We start from the raw sequence: 17,854 nt of genomic DNA on the forward strand, positions 1-17,854 counted from the left end.
CCTTGAGCCATCCCCACCTCGACCTGAGCGCGCCCGGCCCCCTCCCCGCTGGAGGCCTCCGGGTCATCCCTCTCGGCGGTCTGGGCGAGGTCGGTCGCAACATGACCGCGTTCGAGTACGACGGGCGCCTGCTGCTCGTCGACTGCGGCGTGCTCTTCCCCGAGGACCACCACCCGGGCGTCGACCTGATCCTCCCCGACTTCGAGCCCATCCGGGACCGCCTCGACGCCGTCGAGGCGCTCGTCCTGACCCACGGCCACGAGGACCACATCGGCGCCACGCCGTACCTCCTGCGCGAGCGCGGCGACATCCCGCTCGTCGGCTCCAAGCTCACCCTGGCCCTGCTGGGCTCCAAGCTCCGCGAGCACCGCCTCAAGGAGACCGCCCAGTACGAGGTCGCGGAGGGGCAGACGATCACGTTCGGCCCGTTCGTGCTCGAGTTCGTCGCGGTCAACCACTCCATCCCCGACGCGCTCGCGGTGGTCATCCGCACCGGCGCCGGCGTCGTGCTGCACACCGGCGACTTCAAGATGGACCAGCTGCCGCTCGACGGCCGGATCACCGACCTCAACGAGTTCGCGCGCCTCGGCGACGAGGGCGTCGACCTCTTCCTCACCGACTCCACCAACGCCGAGGTCCCCGGCTTCACGACCTCGGAGCGCGACATCTCGCCGGTCCTCGACCGGGTCTTCGCCAAGAGCGAGCAGCGCATCATCGTGGCCTGCTTCGCCTCCCACGTGCACCGCGTGCAGCAGGTGCTCGACGCCGCCGTCGCGCACGGTCGCAAGGTCGGCTACGTCGGGCGCTCGATGGTGCGCAACATGGGCATCGCGCAGGACCTGGGCTACCTCACCGTGCCGCCGGGCGTCATGGTCGAGGCCAAGGAGCTCGCCGACCTCCCGCCCCACAAGCAGGTGCTCATCTCGACCGGGTCGCAGGGCGAGCCGCTCGCCGCGCTGAGCCGGATGTCGCAGAGCAACCACCACTTCGTGCAGCTCGAGCCGGGGGACACCGTCGTGCTCGCGAGCTCGCTCATCCCCGGCAACGAGAACGCCGTCTACCGCGTGATCAACGGCCTGTCCCGGCTCGGCGCCAACGTCGTGCACAAGGGCAACTCCCTGGTCCACGTCTCCGGCCACGCCAGCGCCGGCGAGCTGCTCTACTGCTACAACATCGTCAAGCCGCGCAACGTGCTGCCGGTCCACGGCGAGGTGCGCCACATGCGCGCCAACGCCGACCTCGCCCGGGCGACCGGCGTCGAGAACGTCGTGCTGGCCGAGGACGGCGTCGTCGTCGACCTCGTCGACGGCGTCGCCACCGTCGCGGGGAAGGTCGAGGTGGGCTACGTGTTCGTCGACGGCACCACGATCGGCGACGTGTCCGAGACGTCGATGAAGGACCGTCGCATCCTCGGTGAGGAGGGCTTCCTGTCGGTCATCGTCGTGGTCGACTCCGTGACGGGCAAGGTCGTGTCCGGGCCCGAGATCCACGCTCGCGGCTTCGCGGAGGACGAGACGACCTTCGACGAGATCCGCCAGCCGATCGTCGACGCGATCCACGCCGCGGTCCAGGAGGGCACCACCGACTCCCACCAGCTCCAGCAGACGGTGCGCCGTGTCGTCGGCCGCTGGGTCAACCGTGCACACCGCCGGCGCCCGATGATCATTCCTGTGGTGATCGAGGCCTAGGCGGCCCACGCACGGCCTAGGATTCCCGCCAGGTGCGGGTCCGAGCAGTTGGGGTGGGGAGGTGGACATGCCGCGCAACCATGGTGCGCTGAGCCGGCTGGCCGAGCTGATGCGTCGCGTCAACTCCTCCACCGACACCGAGGTCATCCTCGAGGAGATCGCGCACGGCGTCGTCGACGTCCTCGGCTACGGCGTAGCGGCGATCGCGCGCCTCGAGGGCGACACGCTCGTGATGACCAACGTCGCCGGACCGCCCGACGTGGTCGCGCAGATCCTGCACCGCCGTACGCCGGCCGAGCAGATCCTCGACGAGTTCCGCGAGGCCGACCGCTGGGGGATCCTCCGCTTCGTCCCGGCGGGTCGCATGTCCGAGGAGCGCCTGCGTGCCGCGTGGATCCCGGAGGTCCCGCTCAGCGACGACCCCGAGGCGTGGCACCCGGAGCACGCCCTCTACGCCCCCCTCTACTCCGCCGGCGGCGAGCTTCTCGGCAACATGGCCGTCGACCTGCCGCCGGACGGTCGCGTCCCCGACGAGGGCGACCGCGAGCTGCTGGAGATGTTCGCCGTCCAGGCCGGTGTCGCGCTGTCCAACGCACGCGAGCGCGAGCGCCTCACCGACCGGCTGCGCCTCGACCGGATGCTCACCGAGGTGGCCGCCGCCGGCACCCAGCACAGCCTGCCGCAGGCGCTCACCTCGGCGGTCGGTGCCGTCGCGGAGTGCTTCGGGACGGCGCAGTGCGTCGTACGGACCTTCCCGGCCGACGCGCAGGGCAGCCAGATCGGGATCGCCACCCCCCACCCGTTCACCCCCGAGAACGACGTCCCGGAGATCCGCACCGACCTCGAGCAGCTCCAGGACCTGCCGGTGCTCATCGAGCTCGGCGTGAGCGACGCCTCGTCGGACCTGCTGCCGCGCAGCGCGACCCACACCCAGCGGCTGATGCGCAGCATGCGGGTGGACCGGGCGCTGGTGTGCCCGCTCGTCTCGCGGGAGGAGCTCGTCGGCTACCTGGTCCTCGGCTTCGCCCGCCACGCCCGCCCGCTGACCGCCGCCGAGGCCGACGCCGTCCTCGAGGTCGGCCGCCTGCTCGCCCAGACCGTCCGGGCCTCCCGCGTCCTGGAGACCGAGCAGCGGCTCGTGCAGGAGCTCCGCGAGCTCGCGCGCTACCGCAGCGAGCTGATCGCGACGATCTCCCACGAGCTCAAGACGCCGCTGACCGCGATCCTCGGGCACGCGGAGCTGATCGCCGACCGGCACCCCGACCTCACGTCGATCGACGCGATCATCCGCAACGCCCAGCGGCTCAACAACCTCGTCGCCAACCTGCTCCACTACTCGCGGATCCAGGGCCGGCGCGAGACCGTACGACGCGCGGTCGACCTCGCCGAGCTCTGCGAGGCCAGCGTGGACCTGCTCGGCATCCGCGCCAAGCAGGCCGGGGTGCACCTGTCCTTCACCTCGTCGGGGTCGGGGCCGGTGGTCGTCTTCGGCGACCCGGAGGAGCTGGCCCGGGTCATCGACAACATGGTCGACAACGCGGTGAAGTACACCCCCGAGGACGGCACGGTCGAGGTGCGGATGACGGTCACCGACGACGAGGTCAGCGTCGAGGTCACCGACACCGGGATCGGCATCTCGGTCACCGACCAGGCGCACGTCTTCTCGGCGTTCCACCGCTCGACCAACCCCAACGCGCTCTCCGTCCCCGGCACGGGCCTCGGCCTGCCGATCGCGCAGCGGATCGCCGAGACGCACGGCGGCACCCTCTCGGTGTCCTCGGCGCTGGGCACGGGGAGCACCTTCACCTTCACGCTGCCGCTGCGCTCGACCCGCGACACCTGACCGGCCTCACCTGGCCCGCGGCACGACACGCACGCGTGTGATCCCTGTGGCTGGTGTGACTTCACCGTAGGGTCACAGCATGGCGACCCGTACGTCTTCCCCGCCGGGGTCGCGGAGCACGAGCACGTCCGGTTCGAAGAGCCGGTCCACCGCTTCGAGCACCCGATCCCGGAGTACCAGCAAGCGTCCCGCCCCTCGTTCGAGCTCGACGAGGGGCCGGAGCGGCTCCAGCGCGGCCAAGCGCCGTCCTGCCTCGCGCCCGGCGCCCCGTGCCGTGCGCAACGGGCCGGGGCCGGTCTCGCGCTCCTTCGGCGCGATCGGCCGCGGCATCTCCGCGGTCTGGCTGGGCATCGCCCACGCGCTCGGCGCGGTCGCTCGCTCCATCGGGCAGTCGGCCCGCGACCTCGACCCCGAGCACCGCCGTGACGGGGTCGGCCTCTTCCTCTTCGGCCTGGCGACGATCTCCGCCGCAGCGGTGTGGTGGCAGCTCCCCGGCGGCGTGATGGACTTCGCGCGCTCGCTGACCTCGGGCGCTGTGGGCAAGGTCGGCTGGTTCGTCCCGCTCTTCCTGGTCTACGCCGGCTGGCGCACCCTCCGCGACCCCGAGCGCAACGGCCCCGCGGGCCGTCAGGTGATCGGCTGGACCGCCTTCGGGCTGGGCCTGCTCGGCATCGTCCACATCGCCAACGGCAACCCGCAGCCGGTCCTCGGTGACGCCACCAACCTCCAGGAGGCCGGGGGAGCGGTCGGCTACGTCACCTCGAGCCTGCTGCTCGACCTGATGCAGACGCCGTACGTCGTGGTGCCGCTGCTGGGCCTGCTCGCGGTCTTCGGGGTCCTGATCATCACCGCGACGCCCGTATACCAGATCCCTGCCCGCCTCGCCGGGCTGCGCGACAAGGCCCTGGGCCGTACGGCGCCGGAGGTCGAGCCCGTCGCCGACGAGGCGACGAAGCCGGTGCGCACCCGCCGCCGCTCGATGCTCGACGACGACCCGGACGGGATCGACCCGGAGATGGGCGACCCCGCCTACGACAGCCCGCTGCTCGCCGACCGCGAGCTCAGGAAGCGCCGCCGCCGCAAGGGCGACGCGGACGACACCGAGGCTGTCGAGGACTACGGCATCGACCTGTTCGCCGACCCCGTCGCCGACGCGCCGACCGAGGTCACCCCGTCCGTGCCCGCCGCCCGCAGCGGCGCGGACGCCGACACCGGCACCGTCGAGCCGCCGCCGCACACGCCCCTCCCGGCGCGCGTCGAGCAGCTCGCGCTCTCGGGCGACATCACCTACTCGCTGCCCGACAACTCCTCGCTCAAGCCGGGCTCGCCGCACAAGGCGCGGTCCAAGGCCAGCGACGCGGTCGTCGAGCGGCTGATGCAGGTGATGGAGGAGTTCGGGATCGACGCCGCCGTCACCGGCTACACACGTGGCCCCACCGTCACCCGCTACGAGGTCGAGCTCGGCCCCGCGGTCAAGGTGGAGAAGGTCACCGCGCTGTCGAAGAACATCGCCTACGCCGTCGCCTCGGCCGACGTGCGGATCCTGAGCCCGATCCCCGGCAAGTCCGCGATCGGCATCGAGATCCCCAACGTCGACAAGGAGATCGTCTCCCTCGGCGACGTGCTCCGCTCGAGCACCGCCCGCTCCGACCACCACCCGATGGTCGCCGGGCTGGGCAAGGACGTGGAGGGCGGCTTCGTCGTCGCCAACCTGGCGAAGATGCCGCACCTCCTGGTCGCCGGTGCGACCGGGTCCGGAAAGTCGAGCTTCATCAACTCGATGATCACCTCGATCCTGATGCGGTCGACGCCCGACGAGGTCCGGATGATCATGGTCGACCCCAAGCGGGTCGAGCTCAACGCCTACGAGGGCGTGCCGCACCTGATCACGCCGATCATCACCAACCCCAAGAAGGCCGCCGAGGCGCTGGCGTGGGTCGTGCGCGAGATGGACATGCGCTACGACGACCTGGCCAACTTCGGCTTCCGCCACGTCGACGACTTCAACAAGGCGGTGCGCGCCGGGAAGGTCGAGGTACCGGCGGGCAGCGAGCGCGTGCTGTCGCCGTACCCCTACCTCCTCGTCATCGTCGACGAGCTCGCGGACCTGATGATGGTCGCGCCGCGCGACGTCGAGGACGCGGTCGTCCGCATCACCCAGCTCGCCCGTGCGGCAGGCATCCACCTGGTGCTCGCCACGCAGCGGCCCTCGGTCGACGTGGTGACAGGCCTGATCAAGGCCAACGTGCCGTCCCGGCTGGCGTTCGCGACGTCGTCGCTCGCCGACAGCCGGGTCATCCTCGACCAGCCGGGCGCGGAGAAGCTCGTCGGCCAGGGTGACGGGCTGTTCCTGCCGATGGGGTCGAGCAAGCCGGCCCGTATCCAGGGTGCCTGGGTGACGGAGGCGGAGATCGCCAAGGTCGTCAAGCACTGCAAGGACCAGCTCGAGCCGACCTACGTCGAGGACGTCACCGCGCCGGCGGCGTCCAAGCGCGAGCTCGACGACGACATCGGCGACGACATGGAGCTCGTGGTGCAGGCCATCGAGCTGGTCGTCTCCACGCAGTTCGGGTCGACGTCGATGCTGCAGCGCAAGCTGCGCGTCGGCTTCGCCAAGGCCGGCCGGCTGATGGACATCCTGGAGAGCCGGGGGGTCGTCGGACCCAGCGAGGGCTCGAAGGCGCGTGACGTCCTGGTCAAGCCGGACGAGCTCGATTCCGTGATCGCCACGTTGGAGGGGGGAGCCTGATGGGCGCCGTGCTGGACGACAACGAGAACGACACCGACCTCGTGACCGAGGGCTCGCACGACGGCGAGCTGTCGGTCGCGCCCGAGGGCGTCGAGGTACGCCGCCACGCCGGCGTCGCCGCCGGCGTCGGGCTGACCGCCTCGGCGGTCGCCATCGCCTACCTCGGCCGGGCGACCCAGGGCGGGTCGGCGCTCGACTGGGCGTTCGTGGCGGTGATGGGGCTGCTCGGTGCCTACTGGCTCCACAGCTTCGTCGACGCGCGCACGCCGCTGCTCGTGGCCGACGCCCAGGGCATCCGGATCCGGCTCGGCCGGAGCTGGCGCGGGCTGCCGTGGACAGCGGTCCACCACGTCGAGCACACGCCCCGGCGCGGCCTGCTCCACGACGGCCGCCTGGTCGTCGTGCCCCACAACCTCGAGCTGATCGAGTCCGAGATCACCGGTGCCGGCAAGCGCCACACCACGATCTCCCGGATGTTGCACGGTGCGCCGCTCGCGGTGCCGCTGGGTCTCTCCACGCGCCTCGTGGGTGCGGGTGGCGACCTCACGGTGGCACTGGGTCGAGTGGCTCGCGACGAGAGCCAGGTCGTCCTGGTCGAGCCACTGGTCACCGACGTCGATGTGGACGATGTGGACGACGTCGAGGCCGACGGCCCGGTGGACGCCTCGGACGCACCGGCGGACGAGACCGTCGTCGCGAGCCCGACGCCGGCAGCGCTGCGCGAGACCGGAGCCGCCCGTCGGTCCGAGGTGCGTCGGGACTTCGAGCCCGCGACCGCGAACGACGAGCCGGAGGGGCGCGAGCACCACCGGCCGGGGCGCGTGAGCCTCGTCGAGGAGACCCAGTCCTGGGGTGACCGCGTCCGCGCGATCGCCCGCGCGGGCGAGCCGGTGGAGCCGCTCGTGCTCGACGACTTCGAGGTGGAGCCGGCCGAGGACCCGGTCATCGGGCCCGAGCTCGCTGCGGCGCGCACCCGGATCGGCCTCACCGTCGACCAGCTCGCGGAGCGCACCCGGATCCGTCCGCACGTGATCGAGGCCGTCGAGGTCGACGACTTCGAGCCCTGCGGCGGCGACTTCTACGCGCGCGGCCACCTGCGCACCCTCGCCCGGGTGCTGGGTGTCGACGTGGCCCCGCTGCTGGCGTCGTACGACGAGCGCTACGCGCACGCCCCGATCAACCCGCGCCGCGTCTTCGAGGCCGAGCTGGCCACCGGGGCCCACGGCTCGATCCGCGGCACCCGCGGCGGACCGAACTGGTCGGTGCTCGTCGCCGTCGTGATGGCGCTCGTGCTCTGCTGGTCGATCGCCCGCCTGGTGATGGACACCCCGCCGGAGCTGCGCGGCTCGACCCCGGTCCTCAACGGGTCGGGCGGGCCCGAGGGCGCCGGCAACGCGCCGCCCGCCAAGCCGGTCGAGGTCGTCGTGACGGCGGCGGCCACGGGCGGCGCCCGCGTCGTCGTCCGTGACGCGTCCGGCACCGAGGTCTTCAAGGGAGACCTCGCCGTCGGCCAGTCCCGCGAGCTCAAGGCCTCCCCGCCCGTGCGCGTGATGTCCACCGACGGCGCCGTCACCGTCGCCGTCGCCGGCGGCGCGGCGCGCGCGGTCGGCGAGCCCGGGATCGCCGGCCAGGGCACGTTCGTCGCGGACTGAGCCCGCCCCCGCGCGTACACGTGTCCGAGAAGGTGCCCCTGCTTCCCGCTGTCCAGGGCCACCTCCCGGACACGTGTAGCGCTGGTCCCGGCGTCGCTGCGCGCGCCCTCGCGCGTACACGTGTCCGAGATGTCGCCCTCTATCGGGTCGCTCCGGGGCCATCTCGCGGACACGTGTGCCCGGATCGGCGGCCGGTGAGGCGCCTCACCGCCCCCGCGTTGCGGGTTCACGCCCGCGGACGCGGCATACTCGGCGTGCGATGACGACTGACACAGAGGCTGCCCCCACCCCGCTCCACGTCGCGGTGGTGACCCTCGGCTGCGCACGCAACGAGGTCGACTCCGAGGAGCTGGCCGGACGGCTCGAGGCGGGTGGCTTCGTGCTGGTCGACGACGCCGAGGACGCGGACACCGTCGTGGTGAACACGTGCGGCTTCGTCGAGGCCGCGAAGAAGGACTCGGTCGACACCCTGCTCGAGGCCGCGGACCTCAAGGTCGAGCACGGCGGTCGCGCCCAGGCCGTGGTGGCCGTGGGTTGCCTCGCCGAGAGGTACGGCAAGGACCTCGCCGAGTCGCTGCCCGAGGCCGACGCCGTGCTGGGGTTCGACGACTACCCGGACATCGCGGCGAAGCTGCGCGCGATCGTCGGGGGAGAGGTGCACCACCCGCACACCCCGTCGGACCGCCGGCGCCTGCTGCCGATCTCCCCGGTCGACCGCGACGCCTCGACCGTCTCGATCCCGGGGCACGAGGTCGCGGCCGACACCAGCGACATCGGCGACGGCGCGCCGGCGACGGGACCCCGCGCCGTACGCCGGCGGCTGGACGCAGGCCCGATGGCGCCGCTCAAGCTCGCGAGCGGGTGCGACCGCCGCTGCTCCTTCTGCGCGATCCCGGCGTTCCGCGGCTCTTTCGTGAGCCGTCGCCCGAGCGACGTGCTGCAGGAGGGCCAGTGGCTCGCCACGCAGGGCGTCAGGGAGCTCTTCCTCGTCAGCGAGAACTCGACCTCCTACGGCAAGGACCTCGGCGACCTGCGACTGCTCGAGACGCTGCTCCCCGAGCTGTCGGGCATCGACGGCATCGAGCGCGTGCGGGTGTCCTACCTCCAGCCCGCCGAGACCCGCCCGGGCCTGATCGAGGCGATCGCCGACACCCCCGGCGTCGTCCCTTATTTTGACCTCTCCTTCCAGCACGCCAGCGCCTCGGTGCTGCGGCGGATGCGGCGGTTCGGTGACCCCGAGAGCTTCCTCGGCCTGCTGGACCGGATCCGGACGCTCGCCCCGCTGGCCGGCGTACGGTCCAACGTCATCGTCGGCTTCCCCGGCGAGACCGACGAGGACCTCCAGACCCTGTGCGACTTCCTCGTCGCTGCCCGGATGGACGTCACCGGCGTCTTCGGCTACTCCGACGAGGACGGCACCGAGGCCGCCGGCTTCGCCGCCGACCTCAAGCTCGACGAGGACGAGATCCGCGCGCGGACCGAGCACGTCACGGCCCTCGTCGAGGAGCTCAACGCCCAGCGGGCCGAGGAGCGCATCGGCGAGGAGGTGGTGGTGCTGGTCGAGTCGGTCGACGAGGACGGCACCGTGGGCCGCGCCGCCCACCAGGGCCCCGAGGTGGACGGTACGACGACGCTGGTGGGTGCGGACGGTGCGACGGTCGGCGACCTCGTGACGGCGACCGTCACGGCCACCGACGGGGTCGACCTCGTCGCGCGGGCAGGGGGTGCCGCGTGAGCACCGACCAGAAGGTCTCCAACTTCAACATCGCCAACGTGCTGACCGTGCTCCGCATCGCGATGGTGCCCCTCTTCGGCTGGGCGCTGCTGCACGACGGCGGCAACGACCCGACGTGGCGCTGGGTGGCGTTCGCCCTCTTCGCGGTCGCCATGATCACCGACAAGATCGACGGCGACCTCGCCCGCAAGCACAACCTCATCACCGACTTCGGCAAGATCGCCGACCCGATCGCCGACAAGGCGATCACCGGGATGGCGTTCATCGGGCTCTCGCTCGTCGGCGACATCTGGTGGTGGGTGACGGTCGTGGTCCTGCTGCGCGAGTGGAGCGTGACCCTCCTGCGCCTCTCGGTGCTCAAGTCGGTGGTCATCCCGGCAGCGCAGAGCGGCAAGATCAAGACCGTGCTGCAGGCCTTCGCCCTGGCCGGCCTGATCTGGCCGCTGCCGCACGGGGACGCGCACGGAGGGGCCTTCGACCTCTGGCCCGGGCCCCTCGGCGAGGTGCTGTTCTACGCCAGCCAGCTCCTCCTCGCCGGGGCCGTCGCGATGACGATGTGGTCCGGGTGGGAGTTCGTCCGCGAGGTCCGGAGCCAGCGACCGCAGGTCGGCTGAGCCGCTCCACGTGTTACGGCCACACCTCACGAAATCGGCCGTGAACTTTCGTCAACCGTCGAGGGAATTGATGCAGGTCCGGTATCCCAATTGTCGGACCCTCGGGTGAAGATGCGCGGGACACATTCCTCGAAGACTCGGAGCTTTCATGCGCTCACCTTCGCTCCCCTCGCCGCGACGTCTCGCGGCAGGAGCGGGTCTGGCTCTCCTCGCAGCCGGACTCACGCCCATCGCTGCAGCGGCCAACCCGGCCGGCACCAACCTCGTCATCAGTGAGGTCTACGGAGGTGGCACCGGCAGCGGGGCCGCCGACACCTTTGGAAACGACTTCATCGAGCTCTACAACCCCACCGCGAGCGACATCGACGTGCGTGGCTGGTCGGTGCAGTACAAGAGCGCGTCGGGCACCGGCGCCTTCGCGGTCACCCCGCTGAGCGGCGTGGTGAAGGCCGGGGCGCACTACCTCGTGCAGGAGGGGACGTTCGCGACCGGAACGCAGTTCGCCACGGTCGACGACCAGGGCACCATCTCCATGTCGGCCTCGAGCGGCGTGGTGGCACTGGTCTCCAACACGACGTCCTACCCGACGTTCGGCACGGGCACCACGGGCGTCGACCTGAAGGGTGTGACGACCGACGGCCTGGTCGACCTCGTGGGCTACGGCACCTCCGCGGTCACCTACGAGACGGCCGCCACGGGTGTGAACATCAGCAGCACGCTGTCGGCGCAGCGCACCGGTGGCGCCGACACCGACGCCAACGACGCAGACTTCTCCGAGGCGGCCCCGACGCCGACCGGCTGCGGCGCTGCCTGCGAGCCGCCGCGTGAGGAGTTCACCGGGACGATCGCAGAGATCCAGGGCACGGGGGCGACCAGCCCGCACGCCGAGGACATCGTCACGACCACCGGCGTCGTGACCGCCCGCTACCCGTCCGGCGGGCTCAACGGCTTCACCATCCAGACCGGCGGCACGGGGGGCGACAGCGACGCCACCCCCGGCGCGTCCGACGCGATCTTCGTGTGGGGCGGCAACGACGGCTTCGCCACCTATCCCGCCATCGGTGCCTCGGTGCAGGTCAAGGGCATCGCTGTCGAGGGCGGTGGCCCGGCCACCGGACTCACCGAGATCGTCGCCGAGGACGCCGACGTCACCGCGGTGACGCCGGTGCTCGCGCCGGTCACCCCGCGTGTCATGGGTCTCCCGCGGGACGCGGCCGAGCGCGAGGCGCACGAGAGCGAGCTCGTCTCGCTCACGGGCACCTTCACCGTGACCAACTCCTACACGACCAACCAGTACGGCTCGGTCGGCCTGGCTGCGGGCACCACGCCGTTGCGCCAGTGGACGGACGTGGCCCGTCCCGGGACGCCCGAGGCGCAGGCCGTCAAGGCCGACAACGACGCCCGTGCCGTCACGCTCGACGACGGCGCCAGCCTGGACTTCCTCTTCGGCGACACGGCGACGAAGAACACGCCCCTTCCGTGGCTCACGCCTGACACCACGGCGCCCAAGCCGGTGCGGGTGGGCGCGAAGGCGACCTTGAAGATCCCGATGATCTTCGAGTTCCGCAACAACGCGTGGACCATGCAGCCGACCACGCAGGTGACGGCTGCGACCGACCAGGACGTCGCGACGTTCCAGAACACCCGCTCCGCCCGCCCCGAGAACGTCGGAGGCGACCTCAAGCTCGCGACGTTCAACGTGCTGAACTACTTCAACACCACGGGCCAGGCGTGGGTCGCCGCCGGCACCGGGCGCTCGTGCCAGTACGACAACGACCGCCAGGGCAACCCGATCACGGTCGACACCTGCTCGGGCGGCAACGGCCCGCGCGGTGCCGCCACCTCGGCCAGCCTGACGCGCCAGCAGGACAAGATGGTCCGGGCGATCACCAACCTCGACGCCGACATCGTCGCCCTCGAGGAGATCGAGAACTCGCGGTCCATCGGTGAGAGCGACCGGGACGACGCCGTCAAGGCCGTGGTCGCGGCGCTCAACGCCAAGGCGGGCTACACGCGGTGGGCGTTCGCCCCCTCCCCGGAGCAGCTGCCCGCGTCCGAGGACGTCATCCGCACCGCGTTCATCTTCAACCCCGACACGGTCAGCCGCGTCGGCCAGTCGCAGATCCTCGTCGGCTCGACGGCGTTCAACAACGCTCGCCAGCCGCTGGCGCAGGCGTTCAAGCCCGAGGGGTCGCCCAACACCGACGCGTTCGCCGTCGTGGCGAACCACTTCAAGTCCAAGAGCTCGTCCGGTGCCTCGGGTGACAACACCGACACCGGTGACGGCCAGGGTGCCTACAACGGCGACCGCACGCGCCAGGCGCAGGCGTTGGTGACCTTCGCCGACCAGTTCGCCGCCTCGCGCGGCACGGCCAAGGTGTTCCTCACCGGCGACTTCAACAGCTACACGTTCGAGGACCCGATGCAGGTCCTCTACAACGGTGGCTACGAGGTCGTGGAGTCCAGCACCCCCAACGAGTGGTCCTACAGCTTCAGCGGTCTCTCCGGCTCGCTGGACCACGTGCTGGCCAACGGGCCGGCGCGCGCGATGGTGACCGGTGCCGACATCTGGGAGATCGGTGCCAACGAGTCACCGGCCTACTCCTACGAGCGGTTCAACTACAACGTCACCAACTTCCACGCCGCCACCCCCTACGGCGCCTCCGACCACAACCCGGAGATCGTCGGCATCAACACCGCTGTCGAGAACATCCAGGTCCTCGGCGTCAACGACTTCCACGGTCGCATCAAGCGGGACGGTGCGGAGTCGGGTGCAGCCGTCCTGGCCGGTGCGGTCAAGCAGCTGCGTCAGCAGAACCCCAACACCGTGTTCGCGGCGGCCGGCGACCTCATCGGAGCCTCGACGTTCGACTCGTTCATCCAGAACGACAAGCCGACGATCGACGCCCTCAACGAGGCCGGTCTCGACGTGTCGGCGGTCGGCAACCACGAGTTCGACCAGGGGTACGACGACCTGGTCAACCGCGTGATGGCGTCCTACGACCCCGACGACAACCCGACGGGCGGGGCCGAGTGGAAGTACCTCGGCGCCAACGTGAAGTTCAAGGCCACCGGCAACCCGGCGCTGCCGGCGACGTGGATCAAGGACTTCGGTGACGTAGAGGTCGGATTCGTCGGTGCGGTGACCGAGCACCTTCCCGAGCTCGTGTCGCCCGCCGGCATCGCCGACATCGAGGTGACGGACATCGTCGAGGCCACCAACGAAGAGGCCGAGGACCTCAAGGCGCAGGGTGCGGACATCGTGATCCTGCTCGTCCACGAGGGTGCGGCCACGACGGCCTACAGCTCGGCCGTCGACCCGGCGTCCGACTTCGGCAAGATCGTCAACGGCGTCAGCGCCGACGTCGACGCGATCATCTCCGGCCACACCCACCTCGCCTACAACCACCGCGTGCCGGTGCCGGAGTGGGCGGCGCAGGACCGCGAGGTCACCAAGCGGCCCGTGGTCTCGGCCGGTCAGTACGGCTACAACCTCAACCAGCTCCGCTTCCGGGTGGACGGCGACACGGGCGAGGTCCTCGGGATCCGGACGCGCATCCTGGCGCTCCAGACCAACGACGGCACCGACTCCTACACGCCCAACTACCCCGACGACCCGGCCACCAAGGCGATCGTCGACGCGGCGGTCGCCAAGGCCGACGTGCTGGGTGCCCGGCCGCTGGGCAAGCTCGCCGGCTCGTTCACCCGACCGCGCCTCTCGGCGTCGTCGGACGCCCGCGGGCGTGAGTCGACCGTGGGCAACCTGGTCGCCGAGGTGCAGCGGTGGGCGACGGAGTCGACCACCACGGGAAGTGCCCAGATCGCCTTCATGAACCCCGGTGGCCTGCGCGCGGACATGGTCCCGGCGGCCGACGGCACCCTGACCTACCGTCAGGCGGCCAACGTCCAGCCGTTCGCCAACACCCTGGTCAACATGGACCTCACCGGTGCCCAGATCAAGACGGTGCTGGAGCAGCAGTGGCAGCCGGCCGGCGCGAGCCGACCGTTCCTGCGACTGGGGGCGTCGAAGGGCTTCACCTACACCTACGACCCGACCAAGCCGGCCGGGTCCCGCATCACGGCGATGTGGCTCGACGGCGTGCCGGTCGACGCGTCGCAGGTGTACTCGGTGACGGCGAACTCGTTCCTGGCGGCGGGGGGCGACAACTTCTTCGCCTTCGCCGGCGGTGCGAACAAGCAGGACACCGGCAAGTCGGACCTGCAGGCGATGGTCGACTACATGGCCGAGTTCGCGAACCCGGGGCAGGGCGACCCGCCGCTCCCGGTGGACTACAGCCAGCGCGCAGTGGGCGTTGCCTTCGGTCCCACGGCCCCCGGCGAGTACGCACCCGGTGCGACGGTGACCTTCGACCTGTCGTCGCTCGACATGACGGCGGCCGGTGATGTCACCGACTCGACGGTGACGGTCGCACTGGACGGCGCGCCCCTCGGCTCGTTCCCGGTGGACCACACGGCGGCAGACCCGACGGCCGACGAGACGGGCAAGGCGACGGTCACTGTCACCCTGCCTGCCGGCACCACCGGTGGCGCGAGGGTGCTCACCGTGACCGGGGAGACGACCGGCACCACCGTGCGGGTGCCGATCGTGGTGGCAGGCGGTACGACGCCGACCACGACGCCCACGCCGACCACGACGCCGACCCCGACGCCGACCCCGACCACAACGCCCACGCCGACCCCGACCCCGGTGCCGGAGAAGGCCGCGGCCGAGCTCAAGGCGGTCAACGCCACCGGCACGGTCGGCAAGCGGGTGCGCTTCAAGGTCAAGGTCACGGCCGACGGCACGGTGCCGACCGGCTGGCTCAAGGTGCGGGTCAAGGGCAGCGACCAGGTCCTCCGATTCAGGCTGAAGGACGGCAAGGCGGTCGTGAAGCTCCCCGCCTTCGCCCGGGCCGGCACGAAGAAGGTGGTCGTGCGGTACCTCGGTGACGACTCGACCAAGCGAGCCAAGACCGTGGTCAAGCTCAAGATCACCCGCTGATCCGACGGCCGCTGCGGCCCGGTCGCCCCTCGGGGGGCGGCCGGGCCGTTCGTCGTGCACCGGCCACGCGGTCTGCTGCTCGGTAAAGAAGCGGGTTAGGGTGACCCGACTCACCCCCGGAGCCAGACAACCCTCTTCGGAAAGGCAACTCGTGCCAGCATCACGAACAGGTCGCAGACTCGCTCTCGCGGCATCCCTCACCGGCATGGTCGCGGCCCCCCTGGCCGTCGTGGCGGCGGCTGCGCCGGCGAACGCAGCGCCGACGGAGGTCGACGTCCAGATCATCGCGACCAACGACTTCCACGGTCGGCTCGCCGACCGCCCGAGCGGGTCCAACAACCCGGAGCCGATCGAGATCGCCTCGGTGATGGCGGGCGCCGTCAAGCAGCTGCGAGGCGCCAACCCCAACACGGTCTTCGCCGCGGCCGGCGACATGATCGGTGCCTCGACCTTCGAGTCGTTCATCCAGCACGACAAGCCGACCCTCGACGTCCTCAACGGGGCAGGGCTCGCGGTCTCAGCGGCCGGCAACCACGAGTTCGACGGCGGCTACGCCGACCTGGTCAACCGGGTCATGAAGCCCGCGAGCGCGAGCAACCCCGAGGGCGGCGCCAATTGGCAGTACCTCGCGGCCAACGTCCGCAAGCGCTCGGACAACTCCTACGCGCTGCCTGACGTCGCGGCCTCGCCCGGTGACTCCGACGGCGCGACCTGGATGACCACCACGACCGACGGCGTGAAGGTCGGGTTCGTCGGTGCGGTCACCGAGGACCTTCCCTCGCTCGTCAGCCCCGCCGGCATCGCCGACATCAAGGTTACGAGCATCATCGACGAGACCAACACGGCCGCGAACGCGCTGAAGGCGGCCGGTGCCGACCTGGTCATCATGCTGGTCCACGAGGGTGCGGCGACCAAGGACATCGCCTCCGCGACGGACAGCTCGACCTTCGGTCGCATCGTCGCCGGCGTGAACAGCAACGTCAACGCGATCGTCTCGGGCCACACGCACCTGGCCTACAACCACTCGATCGGCGGCCGTCCGGTCGTCTCCGCCGGTCAGTACGGCGCGAACCTCAACAAGCTGGTCTTCCGCGTCACCGACCAGGACGGCGATCCGACGACGACGGGCGACCGCAGCGTCGCGGTGGCGTCGCAGGAGATCCTGCCGATGTTCGGCCCCGACCCCGACGGCAGCAGCGGCCCCAAGGCCACGCCGCCGCTCTACCCGGTCGACGCCGACACCAAGGCGATCGTCGACGCGGCGTTCGTCAAGGCCAACGAGCTCGGCGCGCGCGTGCTGGGCAAGGTCGCCGGTCCGTTCAACCGGGCGAAGATCGCCAACGGTGAGGAGAACCGCGGTGGCGAGTCGACCCTCGGCAACCTCGTCGCCGAGGTCCAGCGGTGGGCGACCTCCGCTCCCGAGTCCGGAGCGGCACAGATCGCGTTCATGAACCCGGGCGGCCTCCGCGCGGACATGGCCGGCTCGTCGGGCGGCTACCCGGCCAACCTGACCTACAAGCAGGCTGCCGTGGTCCAGCCGTTCGCCAACACGCTGGTCAACATGAAGATGACCGGTGCGCAGATCAAGACCGTGCTCGAGCAGCAGTGGCAGCGCGACGACAAGGGCGTCGTGCCCACCCGGCCGTTCCTGCGCCTGGGCGTCTCCGACGGGTTCTTCTCGACCTACGACCCGACCAGGCCCGAGGGCGACCGGATCACCAGCATGTGGCTCAACGGTCAACCGCTGGGGCTCGCGACGTCGTACTCCGTCACGGTGAACTCGTTCCTCGCCAGCGGTGGCGACAACTTCCGTGGGTTCAACGCCGGCACCAGCAAGCGGGACACCGGCAAGGTCGACCTGCAGGCGATGGTGGACTACATGGCCGCCAAGGCCGCGACCACCCCGCTGGCGGTCAACAAGGAGCAGCGCCAGGTGGGCATCACCTGGCCGGCCGACAAGCCGCGCTTCTACCGGATCGGCCAGGACGTGGAGCTCACGCTGTCGTCGCTCGCGATGACCTCGCCCGCCGACGTCCGCGACAGCGTGCTCACCATCAAGGCCGGTGAGAAGACCCTCGCCCCGACGGCCGTGGACAACACGCTCAGCGCCACGCCGTTCGACGAGGCCGGCCGGAGCGCCGTCGACGTCAAGCTCAAGGGCAAGACCCGTACGGGCAAGCAGATGCTGACGTTCACCGGTCCCAGCACCGGAACGACGTTCGCGCTGCCGATCGAGGTGCGCAAGGCCAAGGGCGTGCTCAAGGTCCGCACCAAGCCCGGACGCATCGTCAAGGGCGAGACCCGGACGAAGGTGAAGATCAAGGCCTCAGCCCTCGGCATCAAGGCCGTGACCGGCAAGGTGATCATCAAGGCCGGTGGCCAGAAGTACACGGTCAAGCTCAAGAAGGGCAAGGCCGTCGTCCGCCTCGCGAAGTTCGCCAAGACGGGCAAGAAGCGCATCGTGGTGAAGTACGCCGGCAGCCGCAAGGTTCGCAGCACCACCGAGGCCGTCAAGGTCAAGGTCCGTCGCTGACGGCCTGACCACGGGGCGGCCACGCCGTCCGACCGCAC

8 protein-coding genes are annotated in these 17,854 nt (G+C 70.9%); all 8 read left to right on the forward strand.

Annotated features, from left to right (window positions below; all coding sequences use genetic code 11):
• The first annotated feature begins 2 nt into the window (after nucleotides 1-2).
• The 8 genes from L2K70_RS17165 to L2K70_RS17200 all read left to right on the forward strand — a co-directional run bounded on the left by L2K70_RS17165 (nucleotide 3) and on the right by L2K70_RS17200 (nucleotide 17,816).
• Nucleotides 3-1,688 carry a ribonuclease J gene (locus L2K70_RS17165; protein WP_236404236.1) on the forward strand — a complete coding sequence of 562 codons (1,686 nt, stop codon included), beginning with the start codon at nucleotides 3-5 and terminating at the stop codon, nucleotides 1,686-1,688.
• Between the two features lie 67 nt (nucleotides 1,689-1,755).
• Nucleotides 1,756-3,531 carry a GAF domain-containing sensor histidine kinase gene (locus L2K70_RS17170; protein WP_236404248.1) on the forward strand — a complete coding sequence of 592 codons (1,776 nt, stop codon included), beginning with the start codon at nucleotides 1,756-1,758 and terminating at the stop codon, nucleotides 3,529-3,531.
• A 274-nt stretch (nucleotides 3,532-3,805) separates the two neighbouring features.
• On the forward strand, nucleotides 3,806-6,280 hold the full coding sequence (locus L2K70_RS17175; protein ID WP_236404251.1) for an FtsK/SpoIIIE family DNA translocase: 2,475 nt from the start codon (nucleotides 3,806-3,808) through the stop codon (nucleotides 6,278-6,280).
• On the forward strand, nucleotides 6,280-7,932 hold the full coding sequence (locus L2K70_RS17180) for a helix-turn-helix domain-containing protein (protein WP_236404254.1): 1,653 nt from the start codon (nucleotides 6,280-6,282) through the stop codon (nucleotides 7,930-7,932). The genes L2K70_RS17175 and L2K70_RS17180 overlap by 1 nt, the downstream gene beginning before the upstream one ends.
• 259 nt (nucleotides 7,933-8,191) lie before the next feature.
• Complete coding sequence (rimO, locus tag L2K70_RS17185) at nucleotides 8,192-9,667, forward strand: 30S ribosomal protein S12 methylthiotransferase RimO (RefSeq protein ID WP_236404262.1); 1,476 nt, start codon at nucleotides 8,192-8,194, stop codon at nucleotides 9,665-9,667.
• Complete coding sequence (gene pgsA / locus L2K70_RS17190; protein ID WP_236404264.1) at nucleotides 9,664-10,281, forward strand: CDP-diacylglycerol--glycerol-3-phosphate 3-phosphatidyltransferase; 618 nt, start codon at nucleotides 9,664-9,666, stop codon at nucleotides 10,279-10,281. Before rimO ends, pgsA begins: the two co-directional genes overlap by 4 nt.
• A gap of 148 nt (nucleotides 10,282-10,429) precedes the next feature.
• The gene (locus L2K70_RS17195) at nucleotides 10,430-15,283 is read left to right on the forward strand and encodes an ExeM/NucH family extracellular endonuclease (protein ID WP_236404274.1); all 4,854 of its coding nucleotides are present in this window, start codon (nucleotides 10,430-10,432) and stop codon (nucleotides 15,281-15,283) included.
• Nucleotides 15,284-15,488: 205 nt separating this feature from the next.
• Entirely contained in the window at nucleotides 15,489-17,816 is a 2,328-nt protein-coding gene (locus L2K70_RS17200; protein ID WP_236404276.1) for a bifunctional metallophosphatase/5'-nucleotidase, read from the forward strand.
• The last annotated feature ends 38 nt before the right edge of the window (nucleotides 17,817-17,854 follow it).

Source organism: Nocardioides potassii (assembly GCF_021648885.1).
Classification (GTDB): domain Bacteria; phylum Actinomycetota; class Actinomycetes; order Propionibacteriales; family Nocardioidaceae; genus Nocardioides; species Nocardioides potassii.